This is a genomic window from Streptomyces sp. PA03-1a, assembly GCF_033792805.1.
GTDB lineage: Bacteria > Actinomycetota > Actinomycetes > Streptomycetales > Streptomycetaceae > Actinacidiphila.
Genome location: NZ_JARAVO010000004.1, coordinates 39,977 through 56,398 on the forward strand (window position 1 = coordinate 39,977; position 16,422 = coordinate 56,398).

Here is a 16,422-nt window from a genome sequence, read left to right on the forward strand (position 1 = left end):
GTGAGCGCGACCGAGCACCGCGGCGGCGGTGACGAACGGGTGGGCGAACTGGTGTCCCGCGCGTCGGGGCAACTGTCGCGATTGGTACGCGAGGAGATGCGGCTGGCCCAGGCGGAGATGACCCGGAAGGGCCGGCGCTTCGGCCTGGGCGGCGGACTCTTCGGCGGGGCGGGCCTCTTCGCGGTCCTGGCGCTGCAGGGGCTCGGCTCCGCCGCCGTCGCGGCCCTGGCGCTCGCGCTGCCGGTGTGGGCGGCGGCGCTGGTCGTCGCGGGGGTCCTGGCCCTGGTCGCGGCGGTACTTGCCGCGGCGGGCCGTAGGCAGTTCGGCCGGGCGGCCCCGCCCGCGCCTGAGGCCACCATCGACAGCGTCAAGGCCGACATCGCGGAACTCAAGGAAAGGGCACACCGATGACGAGCGACAAGTCACCGACGACCGACGAACTGCGTGAGCGCGTCGAGGCGACGCGCGAGGAACTGGGCCGCACCGTCGCGGCGCTGTCGGCGAAGACCGATGTCAAGGGCCGGCTGGCGGGCCGGGCCGGCCAGGCGGGCGCCAAGGCGCACGAGGCGGCGTCCCGGATAGGCGAGCTGGTCCGGGAGAAGACCCCGGAGCCGGCCCGGGACAAGGCCGTCGAGGCGGCCCGGCGGATGCGGCTCCAGGCTGTGCGCGCCGGGCGGCTGGCCCGCACGAAGGCCCCGGCGGTACGAGCACGTGCCGGCCGGACCACACGCGCCGCGCGGTCCCATCGCGCGCCCCTGCTGGGCGCCGGCGCGGCGATGGGGGTGTTGCTGTTGGTGCGCCGCGCCAGGAGGAGGCGCGGGTGAAGGCGTCGAAAATCGTCTACAAGCCCGTGGGACTGACCCTGGGCGCGGTCTCCGGGCTGATCGCCGGCGCGCTGTTCAAGCAGGCCTGGAAGACCCTCGGCCACGAACAGGACGCGCCCGACGCCACCGACGAGGACCGCTCCTGGGCCGAGGTGCTCACCGCGGCGGCGCTCCAGGGCGCGATCTTCGCCTTCGTCAAGGCGGCGGTCGACCGCGCGGGCGCGACCGCCACCCGGCGTCTCACCGGTGTCTGGCCCGGCTGAGGTTCACGTCGCGCCGGCGGTCTCCCGCTGAGCCGGGCGCCCTACCGGGAACTCCCCTCGGCCCCTCCCGTCGTTGGCTGCCACCGCCCATGAGGAGGACGTCGCCGCACGCGCCGGTTGTCAGTGGTGGCACATAGCGTGGTGGGCGTCCCGATCCGTGTGGCTTCTTGGAACCGGACTCCCGGAGGGCCGGCTCTGTGGCGGGGCCGGCCTCCCACCGACAGGTGGCACGACGCCCGCCGTGACGGGCAGCGCCGCGCTGCCGCCCGCTCTGATCCCTGAGCCCCGCCCCCGTACGGCCCGCGTACGACCGCCGACCGGGCGTGCGGGCGGCCCCGCCGCGACGCGCGGACGGACGCGCCCGGCACACCGGGCGCCAACCCGCCCTCCAGCACATATCATGCCGATGTCACCCTTTTGCCCGGAAATGTTCATGCGGGCCTCCGGGTGTCGTTCACGTTTTCCGATCACTCCACGCCGAGATGGTGCACGCACCGGCGAGCAGCGAAAGTGCAGGAGGTACGGCATGTCGGACCGGTTTCCCGATCTGCGGGTGCACTCCGTCCCCGCGGGACCCGAACTCGCCGGGCAGCATGAGTCCCATACGCGCCTGACCATGCTGCTCGGTCCCCACGGCGCCGCGCGCACCGAGGCCGTCCTGATCGGCGAGCTCGACGCCGCGACCGCGCCGGAAGTGCGCCGCGCCCTGTTCGCCGCCCTGGAGGCGGGGGACGGCCTCGACCTGGACCTGCGCGACGTCACCGACTGCGACGGGGCGGGACTGAACGCCCTGCTGGAGCTGCGCAACCGCGCCATGGCCGCGCACCGGACGCTGACCGTGACCGCCGCGAGCGACACCGTCCTGCGGCTGCTCGACCTCACCGGCAACCGCGGCGCGCTCACCCCGTCCCGCCCGTCGGCCCACCGGCTCGGCGCGGACGTCCGGCGCCTGTACACGGCGGTGTGCCTGGCCCTGCTGGACGCGGGCCTGCCGCTCGCACGGCACGCGGGCGGCGAGGACCGTCCCGTCGTGGAGGCGGGGCCGCGGGGCGTGGTCGTGCGCTGGGGCACCCTCCTCGGCACCGATGTGACGGCGCGGCATCCGGCCGGGGCGCACCGCCGCCCGCTCCACAGGGCGGTGCTGGACGCGCTGGCCCTCGCCGGGTTCCGCACGGTCGAGGACAGCACGGCGACCCGCGAGATCATCGTCACCGCCCTGCCGGAGCGGACCCGCCGCTGATCCCGCACCGCGCTCCTCCTGCGTGCCCGGCCGAAGCCGGGGTAGGCGGCAGCCAGGTACGCGGCTTGATCCCATGAACCACCCCGCAGGAGGACGATGTGCTGCTGGCCCACCCCGCCGTGCTGAACGACCTGGTCGACCGTTACGAGACGCTGAGGATGCTCGACGCTGGGGACCCCGAGGTGCGCCGCCGGATGGCGGACGTCTCGTACACGCTGTGCGTGGCGACCGGCACGCGGGACGTCGCCACGGCGCTGATCGCGGCGCGGCTGCGGCTGCCGGGGGCCCGGCCGGAGGACGATTCGGTGCTTGCCTGAGGCGCGTCCGCGTCCCCCGCGGCTGCCGGGAAGGAGAAGCGTTGCGCACGGTCGGTGTGGAGGAGGAACTCCTGCTGCTGGACGCGGAGTCCGGGGAGCCGCGGGCGTTGTCGACGGCGGTGCTGGCGTCGGCCGGTCGTGACGGCACGGCGGGCGGCCAGGTGTTCGAGGCGGAACTGCAGCGTCAGCAGGTGGAGTTCGCCACCCGGCCGCAGTCGCGGATGCAGGACCTGGCGGCGGAGATCGTGCGGTGGCGGGCGGAGGCCGCACGGCACGCCGAGGAGTCCGGTGGCGCGGTCGCGGCGCTGGCGACGTCGCCGTTGCCGGTGAGCCCGCAGCTGAGCACCGGGGAGCGGTACGGGTGGCTGCGGGAGCGGTACGGGCTGACCGCGCAGGAGACGCTGACCTGTGGCTGCCACGTCCATGTGTCGGTGGAGTCCGACGAGGAGGGCGTCGCGGTCCTGGACCGGATCCGCTGCTGGCTGCCGGTGCTGCTGGCGCTCAGCGGGAACTCGCCGTTCTGGCAGGGCCGGGACAGCGGCTACGCGAGCTACCGCAGCCGGGTGTGGGGCAGGTGGCCGTCGGCAGGGCCGGTGGAACCGTTCGGTTCCGCCGCCGCCTACCACGAGCAGGTGCGGGCCATGATCGCCACCGGCGCCCTCCGCGATGAGGGCATGGTGTACTTCGACGCCCGGCTGTCGCACGCTTACCCGACCGTCGAGGTCCGCGTCGCGGACGTGTGCCTGGACGCGTCCGCGACCGCGTTGCTGGCGACGTTGGTGCGGGCGCTGGTGGAGACCGCGGCCCGCGCGTGGCGGGCCGGTGAGCCGCCGTCAGCGCACGGCGTGGCCCTGCTGCGGCTGGCGACCTGGAGGGCGGCCCGCGAGGGCATCGACGGCCGCCTGGTCCACCCGGTGACCATGGAGCCCGCCCCGGCCGAGGCCGTGGTCCGCGCGCTGTTCGACCTCGTACGCGACGCCCTGGAGGACAACGGCGACCTGGTCCCCGCGCAGGACGCCCTCGCCGGGCTCCTCAAGACCGGCAACGGCGCCCGCGTCCAACGCGACCTGCTGCGCCGCACCGGCGACCTCCGCGAAGTCGCCGCGGCCTGCGTCCGCCTCACCCACACCTGACAGGGGTGCCCGGCCCCGGCCGGGCCAGGCACCCCTCACGCGGCGTCCTAGAAGAAGCCGAGCTTCTTCGGGGAGTAGCTGACCAGCAGGTTCTTGGTCTGCTGGTAGTGGTCGAGCATCATCTTGTGCGTCTCGCGGCCGATGCCCGACTGCTTGTAGCCGCCGAAGGCGGCGTGCGCCGGGTAGGCGTGGTAGCAGTTGGTCCAGACGCGGCCCGCCTGGATCGCGCGGCCGGCGCGGTAGGCGGTGCTGCCGTCGCGGGTCCACACGCCGGCGCCGAGGCCGTAGAGGGTGTCGTTGGCGGTGGCGATGGCGTCGTCGAAGTCGCCGAAGGAGGTGACGGCGACGACGGGGCCGAAGATCTCCTCCTGGAAGACGCGCATGCGGTTGTCGCCCTCGAGGATGGTCGGCCGGACGTAGTAGCCGCCGGCCAGTTCGCCGCCCAGGTCGGCGCGTTCGCCGCCGGTGAGGACCTTGGCTCCTTCCTGCTGGCCGATGTCGAAGTAGGAGAGGATCTTCTCCAGCTGGTCGTTGGAGGCCTGGGCACCGATCATGGTGGAGATGTCCAGCGGGTGGCCCTGGACGATCTTCTCGGTGCGGGTGACGGCCGCCTCGAGGAAGGCGTTGTAGTGGCCGCCCTGGATCAGCGCGCGGGACGGGCAGGTGCAGACCTCTCCCTGGTTGAGGGCGAACATCGTGAAGCCCTCGAGCGCCTTGTCGTAGAAGTCGTCGTCCGCGCTGGAGACGTCGTCGAAGAAGATGTTGGGACTCTTGCCGCCCAGCTCCAGGGTGACGGGCCTCAGGTTCTGCGAGGCGTACTGCATGATGAGCCGGCCCGTGGTCGTCTCACCGGTGAAGGCGACCTTGGCCACGCGCGGGCTGGAGGCGAGCGGCTTGCCGGCCTCGACGCCGAAGCCGTTGACGATGTTGACCACGCCGGGCGGCAGCAGGTCGGCGATCAGGCTCATCCAGAAGTGGATGGAGGCCGGGGTCTGTTCGGCCGGCTTGATGACGACGGCGTTGCCCGCGGCGAGGGCCGGGGCGAGCTTCCACGTCGCCATCAGGATCGGGAAGTTCCAGGGGATGATCTGCGCGACGACGCCCAGGGGCTCGTGGAAGTGGTAGGCGACGGTGTCGTCGTCGATCTCGGCGAGGCTGCCCTCCTGGGCGCGGATGGCACCCGCGAAGTAGCGGAAGTGGTCGATGGCCAGCGGGATGTCCGCGGCGAGGGTCTCCCTGACCGGCTTGCCGTTCTCCCAGCTCTCGGCGACGGCCAGTTCCTCCAGGTGCGCCTCCATGCGGTCCGCGATCTTGTTCAGGATGTTGGCCCGCTCGGTCACCGACGTACGGCCCCACGCCGGCGCGGCCGCGTGGGCGGCGTCGAGGGCCCGGTCGACGTCCTCGGCGGTGCCGCGGGCGACCTCGGTGAAGGTCTCCCCGGTGACCGGGGTCGGGTTCTCGAAGTACTCGCCGCGGGCGGGCGGCACGTACTCGCCGCCGATCCAGTGGTCGTAGCGGGGCTGGTACTTCATGATCGCGTCGTCGGAGCCGGGGTTGGCGTACCGGGTCATGGGGCGGCCTCCCATTGCGTGCCACCCGCTCCGTTGCGGACGGCGTTCGGCGCGACCGTAGGACACGCAAGGTTGCAACAGGGTTGCGGCGGAGCGCCACCGCGGAACTACACTCGGCAGCACCCCACCCGGTGCCGCCGGGCACCGGTCCGTGCCTACTTCCGGGGACGGCCATGACTGTCTCGTACGCGGCGTCCTACGCGGCCTGGCCGCCGGGAACCGATCCGGACCTCCTGCGGCGGGACGTGGCGCGCGCCCACGAGGAGTTCCTGACGACGGGTCGCCCCCCGCGCCCGGTGCGCGACGTCGTCCGCGACTCCTGGCAGCGCTCGCTCAGCCGCGGCGTGGACCCGGAGGCCGACGGCCCCCGCTCCCCCGGGCTCGGCGCCGCGGAGCTGCGGGACTACCGGCGGCAGCACCCGATGGCGGCGGTGCTGCCCGTCGTACGCAGCCTGCTCGTCGAACCGGCGCAGGACAGCGCCCAGTTGGTGGCGGTCGGCGACGAGCACGCCCGGTTGCTGTGGGTCGAGGGGACCCCGGGGCTGGCCGCGCGGGCCGAACGGATCGGCTTCGTCGAGGGCGCGGAGTGGGCCGAGGACGCGGCCGGCACCAACGCACCCGGCACCGCGGTCGCGCTCGGGCGGCCCCTGCAGATCTACGCGGGCGAGCACTTCATCCGTCCGGTGCACCCGTGGAGCTGCTCGGCGGCCCCGGTCCGCGACCCGGACACCGGCGCGGTCATCGGCGTCATCGACCTGACCGGCGGCGACCACATCGCGGCGCCGCACGCCCTGGCCCTGGTGCGCGCCACCGTGGCGGCGGCGGAGGCCGAACTGCGGTTGCTGCGGCTGCGCGGCGTGCTGCCGGCCGCCCCGGGATCGGCACCGGCCGCGGGGACCGCGACGGCCCGGCTGGAGGTGCTGGCCCGTGACCGGGCACAGCTGACCTCCCCGTACGGCACGGTCGAACTGAGCCCTCGCCATTCGGAGATCGTCTTCCTGCTGGCCCGGCATCCACGCGGGCTGGGCGCCGACGCGCTGGCGGTCCGGCTGCACGAGCACGAATCGGCCCGGGTCACCATGCGGGCCGAGATGTCGCGGCTGCGCCGGCTGCTCGGCCCGCAGGTGCTGGGCTCGCGCCCGTACCGGCTGCTGCTGCCGGCCACCACGGACGCGGACGAGGTCCGGGCCCTCCTCGCGCGCGGCGCCCACCGCCGGGCCCTGGCCCGCTACCCCGGGGCGCTGCTGCCCGCTTCGGACGCCCCGGCCATCGTCGACGCGCGCGAGGAACTCCACTGTGGGCTGCGTCGCGCCCTGCGTGACCGGGGCGACGCCAGGCTGCTGCTCGACTGGCTGGACCGGCCCGGCAACCACGGCGACGTCGACCTGCTGCAGGCGACGCTGCGCGCCCTGCCCCGCGAGTCGCCGCGGCGTCCAGTGCTGCGGGCGCTGCTCGACCGTGCCCGGCACTGACCTGCCGGGGCACACTGGTGGGGTGGATGATCCGAACATCGCGCACGTGAGCGCCGCGTCCCGGCTGGCCGACCCGGCCGAGGGCATCGGCATGGACGAACTGGGCCTGGCGGCCCGCAACCACGCGCTCCCCCTGGAGGCCCTGCGCTACGACGTCACGCCGCCCGGCCTGCACTACGTACTGGTCCACTTCGACATCCCGCCGGCCGACGCCAGGACCTGGCGGCTCACCGTCGGCGGCAGGGTCCGTACCCCGCTGGACCTGTCCGTGGACGACCTGCGCCGGTATCCGGCCGTCACGCACCGGGTCACCATGGAGTGCGCGGGCAACGGCCGCGCCGGACTGACCCCGCGCCCGGTCAGCCAGCCCTGGCTGACCGAGGCGGTCGGTACGGCCGACTGGACGGGCGTGCCGCTGCGCACGCTGCTGCGGGAGGCGGGCGTGGAGCCCGACGCCGTCGAGGCGGTCTTCACCGGCGCCGACCACGGCGTGGAGCGCGGGGTCGAACAGGACTACCAGCGCTCGCTCACGGTCGCGGCCGCCACCGCCGAGGACCCCGAGGTCCTGGTGGCGTACGCCATGAACGGCGCGCCCCTGCCGCCGCAGCACGGGCACCCCGTCCGCCTGGTCGTCCCCGGCTGGTACGGCATGGCGCACGTGAAGTGGCTGCGCGACATCACGCTCACGGACACGCCGTTCACCGGTTTCCAGCAGTCCGTCGCGTACCGCTTCCGGCAGGAGCCCGACGAGCCGGGCGAGCCGGTGACCCGCATCGCGCCGCGCGCCCTCATGGTGCCGCCCGGCTTCCCCGACTTCATGACGCGCACCCGTGTCGTCCGGCCGGGCCCGCAGCGCCTGGAGGGCCGGGCCTGGTCCGGCCGCGCGCCGGTCGTCGGCGTCGAGACGAGCACGGACGGCGGCCACACCTGGCAGGCGGCCGCACTCGCCGACGAGGGCCACCCCTGGGCCTGGCGGCACTGGCACACCACCTGGGAGGCGACGCCCGGCCACCACGTGCTCAGCGTCCGCGCCACCGACGCGGAGGGCCACACCCAGCCGCTGGAACAGCCCTGGAACCGCGGCGGCTTCGCCAACAACCTCGTCCAGCGCGTACCGGTGCTGTGCCTGGAGGCCGGCGCCTGATCTCCGCACGGCGCGGGGTCACGCGTCGAAGTGCAGCCAGTCGACGGCGTCGTGGGCCAGGGGCCCCAGAGCGCCGCGGTCGGTGGCTCCGGCCCGAACGTCGTACGCGTTCTCCCTCCACCCTTTCGAAACGCTCAGGACGAGCCCGGGTGCCACGTGGAAACGCCTGGCCGACCTGGGCTCCAGGGGCCGGAGGGGAACCGGGCGCAGTTCCCGGGTGAGCGGCTCGACCTCGGCTCCGCTGATTCCGTGTGCCAGCGCCACATAGTCGGCGCCCATCGCGGCCTCGTAGAGCGAGAACTGGAGGAGGAAGCCGCTGAGGGGTTCGTTCTCGGCGACCGGCGGTTCGTCGTCCACTCGGTGCCAGACGGTGGGGTCGTCCTCGGGCTCGCCGGGCGTCCACAGCGTGGACCAGCGGAACCCTCCCTGGTTCTCGACGCCGAGGACACGCATGTCGCCGCAGACGTCGGTCTCCCGGCCGGGGTCTTCGACCATGCGGTTCTGGACGCCCAGGACGCCGGGACGCCGCGCGGCCAGTCGGTAGAGCTGCCCGAGCCCTCCGGGCAGGTCCGCGCAGCCGCCAGGTACGACCGGTGGTTCCCCGTCGTCGGCGGTGGCCGGGTACCAGCCCGTGACGAACCGCTCCAGGGCGAGGGCACGGTCGCCGTTCACATGGTCCAGCCACTCCAGGCCGGGGCGGGTCGCGACGGGGTGCGGCGGGCGGACCCGCTGGAGCAGCGCCCGGCCGAGGGGCGTCTCCGGTCGTATTTTGCAGTCGTCGAGTTCGTACGCGGTGCCGCCGGGAGGAAGGTGTGAACCGATCTGTTCCGCGTGGCCCGTGCCGAGGTAGAGCAGTCCCTCGTCCACGCGGACGAGCAGATGGAAGCCGGCCCACTCCCAGAGCCGCTCCAGCACCGATGCCGGTGCGGGGCCGAGCAGACGAAGCTCCTGGGCGTTCCACACACCGCTGCGCCCCGGTACGTCCCCCGCCGCCACGATGATCAGCGTCCCGGCGGTGCCGATGATCATCGTCGCACCACCCACGGGGAGGCGCTCCACAGTGGACGCGGCGCCGATCAGCGCCAGCGCACGTCCTTCGTCGAGCACGTCCCCACGGGCGAGGCCCGAGTTCCCGTCAGCCATGCGGCCATCCTCCCGGACGGTCACCGGCGGGCCGTTCCTGGGGGCGGCAGGGCCAGGCACGGGGGCGGGGGGCGAACTAGCGTGGGGCGCATGGACGCCTCGAATGTGATCGGTGACTTCCTGCGGGCCCGGCGGGAACTCGTACGGCCCGAGGACGTCGGCCTCAACGGCGGTGGGCTGCGGCGCGTGCCGGGGCTGCGGCGCGAGGAGGTCGCCATGCTCGCGGGCATCAGCTCGGACTACTACCTCCGGCTGGAGCAGGGGCGGGACCGCAATCCGTCCGTGCAGGTCCTTGAGGCGCTCGCGGGTGTGCTGCGGCTGGACGCCGACGCGACGGCGTACCTGATCGGGCTGGTGGGACCCAAGCCGCGCAGGGCCAGGCGCCCCGCGCAGGAGAAGGTGCCGGGCCACGTCCTCCAGTTGCTCGGGCAGTTGCCGATGCCGGCGCTCGTACAGGGGAAGTACCTCGACGTCCTGGCCGCGAACGCCCTGGCGCGGGCACTGTCGCCGAACAACGTGCCGGGGGTGAACCGGCTCCGCGCGGCGTTCCTGGACCCGGAGGAGCGGGAGCTGCACCGGGACTGGCAGACCGCGACGGTGAACGCGGTGGCGAGTCTGCGCGCGGTGGCCGGGCCCGACCCCGACGACCCCCGGCTGGCCGCGCTCGTGGGCGAGCTCTCGCTGAAGAGCGACCGTTTCCGGATGCTGTGGGCGCGCCACGACGTGCACCGGCGCGAGGGCGCGATCGCCCGGATGCGGCACCCGCAGGTCGGCGACATGGACCTGTACCGGGAGAAGCTGAGCGTCAACGGCGCCGAGGGCCAGGTCCTGGTGATCTACCACGCCGAGCCCGGATCGGAGGCGGCACGCTCGCTGGCCCTGCTCGGCTCACTGGCCGCCGGCACCGCCGACGCGACCGTCCGCCCCGAGGCCCCCGCCCGGGCGGGCGAGCACCAGAAGCGGACCGACCGGGGTTAGGCCCGGGCTCCCGGTGCGCGGACCAGCAGGAACAGGGTGCGGCGGCGGTGGCTGAAGCCGATCGACTCGTAGAGCCGTACCGCGTTGGTGTTGCTCGCAGCGGCGTGCAGCAGCGGGGTGTCCCCGCGCTCCTTGATGCCCGCCGCGACGGCGCTCATCAGCCGGGTCGCCAGGCCGCGGCCGCGGTGGTCCGGGTGGGTGCAGACGGCGCTGATCTCCGTCCAGCCGGGCGGCTGGATGCGCTCCCCGGCCATGGCGATCAGCCGGCCGTCCTCCCGGATGCCGAGGTACGTGCCGAGTTCGAGGGTCTTCGGCAGGAAGGGGCCGGGCCGCGTGCGGGCGATCAGGTCCATGACGTCGTCGACGTCGGCGGGGCCGAGGCGTACGGCCTCCGGGGCGTGCTCGGCGTGGAGCGCGGTGTCGACCATCTGCATGCCCTCGCCGCCCTCCACGACCTCCCAGCCCTCGGGGATCACCGGTGAGCCGGTCACCAGGGCGGTACCGCCTGGGCCGAGCAGCTGGGCCAGGTCGTCCCAGGCGGCGGGGTCGGCCGGGTCGGCGAGGCCCGCGAAGACGGACACGTCGGACCGGTAGCGGGCGGCTCGGCCGCGGACCTCGGCGAAACCGGCGTGCGGCCCGGTGAGGGCGGCCCACACCGGGTTGTCCAGGGCGGGTGCCGCGTCGGCCCGGGCGGGCTCGCCGTCGGACTCCGCGGGGTGGGCGTGATCAACGGTGGTGGACATGGGTGGTGCTGGTCTCCGTCCATCGAGGGGCCGGCGGCTGTCGGGTGGGTGAACACCGTCGTGCCCGCCCGCAATCCCGGCCGGGGCCGGGATCCCCACCCTAGGCGGTGGTGATCGCGGGGCACCGCCCGCCCCGGGGCGCCGGGGACCGTCCCCTCGGCCGGGTTGCGCGGCACGACGGGCGTAATACGGTGGCCGGGAGGCGGGGGCTCGCGCTACGAGGGAGATGGCGCATGGCCACACTGGTCGCCGTGAGCGTCGGTATGCCCAAGAACGTGCCGTGGCAGGGCCGGACGACGTACACGGGCGTCTGGAAGGAGCCGGTCTCCGGGCCGCGCATGGTCCGGCGGCTCAACATCGACGGCGACGGGCAGGGCGACCTCGGCGGGCACGGCGGCGAGCAGCGGGCGGTGCTGGTGTACCAGCTGGACTCGTACCGCCACTGGCAGAAGGAGCTCGGGCGGGACGACCTCACCTTCGGCAACTTCGGCGAGAACTTCACCGTGGACGGGCTGCCCGACGACGAGGTGTGCATCGGGGACCGGTACCGCATCGGCGGCGCGGTCTTCGAGGTCACGCAGCCGCGCGTGACCTGCTACCGGGTCGGGATGCGCATGGCGGAGCCCAGGATGGCCGCGCTGCTGGTGGCCCACCGGCGCCCGGGCTTCTACTTGCGGGTGCTGGAGGAGGGCGAGGTCGCCGCGGGCGACGACATCGTCAAGCTCGGGACCGGGCCGGAGGCGATGACCGTTGCCGACATCGACGCGCTGCTGTACCTGCCCGGGCATCCCCGGGACCAGGTCGAGCGCGCCCTGCGCATCCCGGCGCTGAGCCCGGGGTGGCAGGCCTCGATGCGGGCGCTGCTCGACGCCCCGGCGGGGGACGGTGGCGGCGCGGCGGGCAACCCCGGGCTGACCGGCACGGCGGCCCCTCCCCCGGCGTGGCCGGGCTTCCGCCCGCTACGGGTGGCCCGGGTCCGGGACGAGAGCAGCAGCATCTTCTCGCTGACGCTGGCCGCTCAGGACGGCAGTCCGCTGCCGGCCGGAATGCCGGGCCAGTTCCTCACCGTCCGTATGCGGCCGGACCCCGACGGGCCGCCGCTGATCCGCACGTACTCCCTGTCGGGGCGGCCCGGCGCGGCGGAGTACCGGATCAGCGTCAAGCAGGAGCCGCACGGCGCGGGCAGCGGCTTCCTGCGGCGGCACGTGCGGGAGGGCGACCTGCTGGACGTCGCCGCGCCGCGCGGCACATTCGTCCTCGGGGAGGGCGACACGCCGGTGGTGCTGCTGTCCGCGGGGGTGGGCGCCACACCGGTGATGGCGATGCTGTACGCGCTGGCCGACGCGTGCGGCCGGCGCGAGGTGTGGTGGCTGCACGTGGCACGCGACGGCGAGAGCCATCCGTTCGCCGCGGAGTCCCGGGCCCTGGTGGGAAAGATGGCGGGCGCGCACGCCTACATCGCCTACAGCAGGCCGCGCGAGAGCGACCGTGCGGGCGCCGACTACACCGGGGCGGGCCGGCTCGACACGGCGCGGATCGCCGCGCTGGACCTGCCGCCGGACGCGGACGCCTACATCTGCGGACCGCAGGGCTTCATGGACGACATGGCGGAGGCGCTGGCAGCGGGGGGACTGGCCGCGGACCGCATCCACCGGGAGACCTTCGGCGCGCTGTCCTCGATCAACCCCGGCGTGGTCGACGCGACGGCCCGCACCCCGCACCCGCCCGCTGCCCCTCCCGGCGAGCCGACGGGTCCATCGGTGTCCTTCGCCCGCAGCGGCCTGAGCGTGCCGTGGCACCCGGCGTACGGCACGCTCCTCGAACTCGCGGAGGCGTGCGACGTGCCGACCCGCTGGTCGTGCCGCACCGGGGTCTGCCACACCTGCGAGACCCAGGTCCTGACGGGCGGTGTCGCATACGCGCCGGAGCCCGTCGACGAACCCGCCGAGGGCAACGCCCTCATCTGCTGCTCGCAGCCGCGCACGGACGTGGTGCTCGACCTGTAGGACGCCCCGCCCCGAAGCCCCGAATCCGCGTTGACGTGCGCGTTCGCATGCCACACAGTGGTGCGGCCCCGAACGGGGCGCACGAATTCAGGGGCGGGACACATGACGACGACGGACGAGTACCTGGGCCTTTGCGCCGACCTCCACGCCGCGGGCGGCCACGCGGCGGTGCGCAGGACCGCCCGGGAAGGGCTGCGGCAGGACCCCACGTCCGCCGACCTCCACTGCTGGCTGGCCCTCGGGCACGTCGGCGAGGACGAGGACGACCACGACGACGAGGCGGAGAAGGCCTTCCGGGCGGGACTGGAACTCGCCCCGGACCACCTCGGACTGCTCGCCGGGTACGCCGGGTTCTGCCTCGCCGCCGACGCGTTCGAGCACCCCGGGCGGGCCGCCCGCGCGCGGACCCTGCTGGAACGGCTCGAGCGCCTCGCACCCGACGCCCCGGAGACCGAGCGCGCCCAGGCGGCTCTGCGGTGGTCGCAGCGCTCGTGGTGGGAGGACGTCCGCATGCAGGCGGCGGCCGCCCGGCTGGAGCAGGGCAGCGCCCAGGCGCAGAGCGACGACCTCGCGCACGCCCTGCGCGACAGCACGGCGGAGGAGGCCCGGCACCGCGCCGAGGCATGGTCGCGGGGCCGGCCGGAGGACCACCGGGCCGCCGTGCTGGCGGCCACGCTCGCCGAACTGTCCGGCCCGGCGAAGGCGCCCCTGCGACTGCTCGCCCGGCACCGGGCACCTGCCTGGGCGGCCGCCGCCGTCCTCGCCTACGGCACGAACGCGCTGCTGCGCTCTGTCGACCTCGCCCACGGGCTGGTCGTGTGGGGCTGGGCGTGGCTCCTGCCGGTCTTCGTCCTCGACCGCAGGCTCTCCGCCGCGCGCCGCCGCGCCCAGGAGCAGGTGGTGGCCCGGATGGAGACGCGCCTGGCCCCCGCCGCGCCCGCCCCCGGCGACTGACGCCGCCACGGGCCGCGCGAGGTCGTTGGGCCGCCAGGACCACGAGCGGCCCGCGGCCCGGACACGCGCGCCGGACCGCCACGCGGCCCCGGGCGGTCAGCCGCGGTTCGCGGGCTGGGGGAGGTCCTGGTCCTGCAGGGCCATGAGCTGGTCCGGGGTCGGGTCGTCAAGCTCGGCGACGCGCTGCGCCTGCCGTTCGGTCATCTCCTGGAACATCTGGCGCGCGGAACGGCCGTTGCCGAAGCCCTCGCCGCGCGGGAGGAGCTCGAAGAGGCGGGTGAGCTCCTCGCGGGCGGCGGGGGTGAGTTCGTACTGGTGCTCCGCGGCCTGGTACTCGACGATCGAGACCAGTTCGTCCGCGGCGTAGTCCTCGAAGAGGAGCGTGCGGCCGAACCGGGAGGACAGGCCCGGGTTGGAGCTGATGAAGCGGTCCATGTCGCCGGGGTAGCCGGCCGCGATGACGACGACGTCGTCGCGGTGGTCCTCCATGAGCTTGACCAGGGTGCCGACGGCCTCCGTGCCGAAGTCGTTCCCGGCCCCGACCGGGGCGAGGGTGTAGGCCTCGTCGATGAAGAGCACGCCGCCCAGCGCGCGGTTGAAGGCGGCGGTGGTCTTGGGGCCGGTGTGGCCGACGTACTCGCCGACCAGGGCCGTACGGTCGACCTCCACGAGGTGGCCCTCGCGCAGCAGTCCGAGCGCCTTCAGGAGCCGGCCGTACAGGCGCGCCACGGTGGTCTTGCCGGTGCCGGGGTTGCCCGCGAAGATCAGGTGCCGGCTGAGCGGCGGGGCGGGCAGCCCGGCCTCCTCACGGCGCCGGACCGTCTGCATCAGCTTCACCAGCGAGCCGACGTCGCGCTTGACGCGGTCGAGGCCGACGAGGGCGTTCAGCTCGCCCAGCAGGTCCTCCAGGGTCTCCTCGGGCGCTTCCTCCTCGTCGGCGGTGGCCGGCGGGCGCGTCCCTGCCGGCGGGGCGCCGGGTACGCCCGGGGCGGCGCGCACCGCCGGGGCGGCCGCGGGTTCCCCGAACGTCAGCGGGACGCCGTCCGCGGTGCAGTCGTCGAGCTGCGGGGCCGCGCCCTCGTCCGTGCCGAGCGCGTCCGCGCAGTCGCGGATCCGGCAGTGCCGGAGTACGGGGTCCGCCCCCGCGCCCACGTGGAGCGCCGGGAACCCGGAGCCGGACACGTCGAGGGAGGTGAAGGTGCCGCCCGCACCCTCGGCGAGGAAGACGCCGTTCTTGGCGGGCCGGTCGATGCGCAGGTCCGCGACCGTGGGCCGTGCCCCGGTCCACACGACGACGCCGGAGCCCGCGCAGTCCTCCACCGAGCCGCCGTTGACGGTGGCTTCGGCTCCCTTGTCGACGACGACGCCCGCCGCGCCCGCCCCGGTGACCCGTATGCCGGTGAGGACCGCGGTACCACCGGTCGCGACCCGCACCCCGATGTCCTTGGTGCCGGTGACCGTGGTGTGCTCGACCCTGCTCTCGGAGGCCGAGCCGACGCCGATGCCCGTCGCGACGTCGTCGATGCGGCAGCCGGTGACCGTCGCCACGGCCTGCTCGTCCACGGCGACGCCGGTCATGCCCACGTTCCTGATCCCGCAGTCCGCGAGGTCGAGGCGGGCCTCGCCCGCCGCGTGGACGCCGTGCTCGGCGCAGTCGCGGACGAGGCAGTCGGTCAGCTGCCCGGTGGCCGTGCCGGACAGGTGGACGGCGCTGAAGGCGCTGCGGTCGATCCGGCAGTCCGCGAGGCGGGCCTGCGCGGCGCCCGTGACCAGCAGCCCGTTGGCGCCGGCGTCGGCGACGGCGCAGCCCTGCGCGTTGAACACGCCGTTGTCCTGGACGACCACCCCGCTGGCGGAGGCGCCGCGGATCCGGCAGTCGGTGAGCTCGGCGCGCGCCGTTCCGGTCACGTGCACACCGGCCGCGCCGGGCGACTCGATCCGCAGTTCGCCGGCCGTGGCCTCGGCGGCCTCCTCCAGCAGCAGCCCGGCCCGGCCGGTGCCGGTCAGCGTGGAGTCGGCGAGCCGCAGGCGTGCGCTGCCGCGCAGCCGGACGCCCGATCCCGTCGTACGGTCCAGGCGCAGCCGGGCCGCGTCCAGCCGGGCCGTGCCCGACAGCACGACGCCCGTGCCGTCCACGCCCGTGACGCTGGTGTCCTCCACCCGGGCGCGGACCGCCCCGGCCAGGTGCAGGCCGGCCAGCCGGGCGCGTTCGAGGCGGCAGCGCCGCAGGATCAGGGCGGTCGTCCCGCTCTCCTCGTCCTCCGGGCCGCGGGCCTGGATACGGCCGCCCTCGACGGCGCAGTCCTCCAGGACCAGCCCGGCGCCCGGCGAGACGGCGATCGCGGGGGCGCCGTCGTCGGCGCCCCACACGGTGACGCCGTGCACGGCGCAGTCCGGGCCGTCGACGGTCAGCGCGGGCCGGTCCCCGGGAGGCGCGGCCAGCACGACGCTGCCGCGGCCGTGCTCGGCCGTGAGCACGACGGCGCGGTCCAGCACCACGGCCTCGGTCCAGGTGCCCGGGGCGATCACCACCACGTCGCCGGGGGCGGCGGCGCGCACCGCGTCGGCGATCCGGTGGAAGGCGCCGCGGCCGCCTTGTCCTTTGGGGGCCACGGTGTGACGGGTCATGTTCCG

General features: G+C 74.8%; 15 protein-coding genes. 11 read left to right on the top strand and 4 right to left on the bottom strand.

Annotated elements, in window-relative coordinates; all coding sequences use genetic code 11:
* The 6 genes from PV341_RS01705 (at position 1) to PV341_RS01730 (ending at position 3,777) form a co-directional block, all read left to right on the top strand.
* Positions 1-411, top strand: a complete 411-nt coding sequence (locus PV341_RS01705) for a phage holin family protein (RefSeq protein ID WP_500329380.1) — start codon at positions 1-3, stop codon at positions 409-411.
* Positions 408-824 carry a DUF3618 domain-containing protein gene (locus PV341_RS01710; RefSeq protein WP_500329379.1) on the top strand — a complete coding sequence of 139 codons (417 nt, stop codon included), beginning with the start codon at positions 408-410 and terminating at the stop codon, positions 822-824. The genes PV341_RS01705 and PV341_RS01710 overlap by 4 nt, the downstream gene beginning before the upstream one ends.
* Positions 821-1,087 (top strand): DUF4235 domain-containing protein, encoded by a 267-nt coding sequence (locus tag PV341_RS01715; RefSeq protein WP_500329378.1) that lies wholly within the window; start codon positions 821-823, stop codon positions 1,085-1,087. Before PV341_RS01710 ends, PV341_RS01715 begins: the two co-directional genes overlap by 4 nt.
* A 526-nt stretch (positions 1,088-1,613) precedes the next feature.
* Entirely contained in the window at positions 1,614-2,327 is a 714-nt protein-coding gene (locus PV341_RS01720; RefSeq protein WP_500329377.1) for an STAS domain-containing protein, read from the top strand.
* Positions 2,328-2,425: 98 nt separating this feature from the next.
* Positions 2,426-2,644 (top strand): DUF5133 domain-containing protein, encoded by a 219-nt coding sequence (locus tag PV341_RS01725; protein ID WP_500329376.1) that lies wholly within the window; start codon positions 2,426-2,428, stop codon positions 2,642-2,644.
* 41 nt (positions 2,645-2,685) lie between these two features.
* Complete coding sequence (locus PV341_RS01730) at positions 2,686-3,777, top strand: glutamate--cysteine ligase (protein WP_500329375.1); 1,092 nt, start codon at positions 2,686-2,688, stop codon at positions 3,775-3,777.
* Between the two features lie 47 nt (positions 3,778-3,824).
* Here PV341_RS01730 and exaC read toward each other — a convergent pair whose 3' ends face one another.
* Complete coding sequence (gene exaC / locus PV341_RS01735) at positions 3,825-5,348, bottom strand: acetaldehyde dehydrogenase ExaC (protein ID WP_499509404.1); 1,524 nt, start codon at positions 5,346-5,348, stop codon at positions 3,825-3,827.
* 173 nt (positions 5,349-5,521) lie between these two features.
* Between exaC and PV341_RS01740 the strand changes: the two genes are divergently transcribed.
* A complete protein-coding gene (locus tag PV341_RS01740) occupies positions 5,522-6,820 on the top strand; it encodes a GAF domain-containing protein (protein ID WP_500329374.1) in 1,299 nt (432 codons plus the stop codon).
* 91 nt (positions 6,821-6,911) lie between these two features.
* Positions 6,912-7,964 (top strand): sulfite oxidase, encoded by a 1,053-nt coding sequence (locus PV341_RS01745; protein ID WP_500356469.1) that lies wholly within the window; start codon positions 6,912-6,914, stop codon positions 7,962-7,964.
* 18 nt (positions 7,965-7,982) lie between these two features.
* Here the strand turns inward: PV341_RS01745 and PV341_RS01750 are convergent, their stop codons facing one another.
* On the bottom strand, positions 7,983-9,107 hold the full coding sequence (locus PV341_RS01750) for a hypothetical protein (RefSeq protein WP_500356457.1): 1,125 nt from the start codon (positions 9,105-9,107) through the stop codon (positions 7,983-7,985).
* 90 nt (positions 9,108-9,197) lie between these two features.
* Between PV341_RS01750 and PV341_RS01755 the strand changes: the two genes are divergently transcribed.
* Positions 9,198-10,085, top strand: a complete 888-nt coding sequence (locus tag PV341_RS01755; RefSeq protein ID WP_500329372.1) for a helix-turn-helix domain-containing protein — start codon at positions 9,198-9,200, stop codon at positions 10,083-10,085.
* Here the strand turns inward: PV341_RS01755 and PV341_RS01760 are convergent.
* On the bottom strand, positions 10,082-10,828 hold the full coding sequence (locus PV341_RS01760; RefSeq protein WP_500329371.1) for a GNAT family N-acetyltransferase: 747 nt from the start codon (positions 10,826-10,828) through the stop codon (positions 10,082-10,084). The two genes, PV341_RS01755 and PV341_RS01760, sit on opposite strands and share 4 nt — an antisense overlap.
* 233 nt (positions 10,829-11,061) lie before the next feature.
* On the opposite strand from PV341_RS01760, the gene PV341_RS01765 reads away from it, so the two are divergent.
* Both PV341_RS01765 and PV341_RS01770 read left to right on the top strand, forming a co-directional pair.
* The gene (locus PV341_RS01765; RefSeq protein ID WP_500329370.1) at positions 11,062-12,834 is read left to right on the top strand and encodes an MOSC domain-containing protein; all 1,773 of its coding nucleotides are present in this window, start codon (positions 11,062-11,064) and stop codon (positions 12,832-12,834) included.
* A 102-nt stretch (positions 12,835-12,936) separates the two neighbouring features.
* Positions 12,937-13,788, top strand: coding sequence for a hypothetical protein (locus PV341_RS01770; protein ID WP_500329369.1), 852 nt, complete (start codon positions 12,937-12,939; stop codon positions 13,786-13,788).
* Positions 13,789-13,884: 96 nt separating this feature from the next.
* On the opposite strand, the gene PV341_RS01775 is transcribed toward PV341_RS01770, so the two are convergent.
* Complete coding sequence (locus PV341_RS01775) at positions 13,885-16,416, bottom strand: right-handed parallel beta-helix repeat-containing protein (protein ID WP_500356459.1); 2,532 nt, start codon at positions 16,414-16,416, stop codon at positions 13,885-13,887.
* Positions 16,417-16,422: the final 6 nt, after the last annotated feature.